Origin of the sequence: Dysgonomonas termitidis, from assembly GCF_042654545.1 — a bacterium.
GTDB classification, from domain to species: domain Bacteria; phylum Bacteroidota; class Bacteroidia; order Bacteroidales; family Dysgonomonadaceae; genus Dysgonomonas; species Dysgonomonas termitidis.
The window spans coordinates 1-534 of sequence record NZ_JBHSGN010000168.1 but is presented as its reverse complement, the minus strand read 5'-3'; the positions used below and the strand labels follow the sequence as shown (position 1 = coordinate 534).

Below are 534 nucleotides of genomic sequence, written 5' to 3'. Positions count from 1 at the left end.
TGATTGTATGTTTAACGCATTACGGAAGGTTGCCTGCCAGTCTATGGCCTGCGACCTGGCCTTTTTCTTGTTTTTCCATCCGGCTTCCAATGACCAGAACTCGACACAGGCTTTTTCGACCGATAATTTGATATCCACGTTCGGATGGTAGCGCTGCATTTTGTTCAGCAGGCCTTCATCCGACATAAGGGCGTCATAGGCTTTCCTTAACCCGTCCAGGTATGTACCGAAATCATCCCTCCAGTTTTTAGCACTGGCAGCCGCTTTATCTTCCCCGGATGAGTGGGAAGGGGATACGCATGCAGGAAGGGAAGAAGGTAAAGGAAAAGAAGAAAGGCAGGGGGAAGGTAAAGGAGAAAGACCGGGAGAAGATAAAGAAGAATCTGAATATTTATATGAAGATTCTTTCTCCTTATCATTCTTTTCGTTCTTATCATTCTTATCATTCTTGTTAGTTGTGAGGTCTTTGCTGCCCCTTTGTGAAGGCTTTGTTATGCCTTTGCGGGAATCTTTGTCCCCTCCGCTTTTCGCCTG

Annotated in this window: 1 protein-coding gene; it reads right to left on the bottom strand. The window is 46.1% G+C overall.

Translation table 11 applies throughout. The features are described from left to right. On the bottom strand, window positions 1–534 hold a 534-nt coding region (locus ACFO6W_RS25290), incomplete at both ends, for a hypothetical protein (protein ID WP_380001769.1).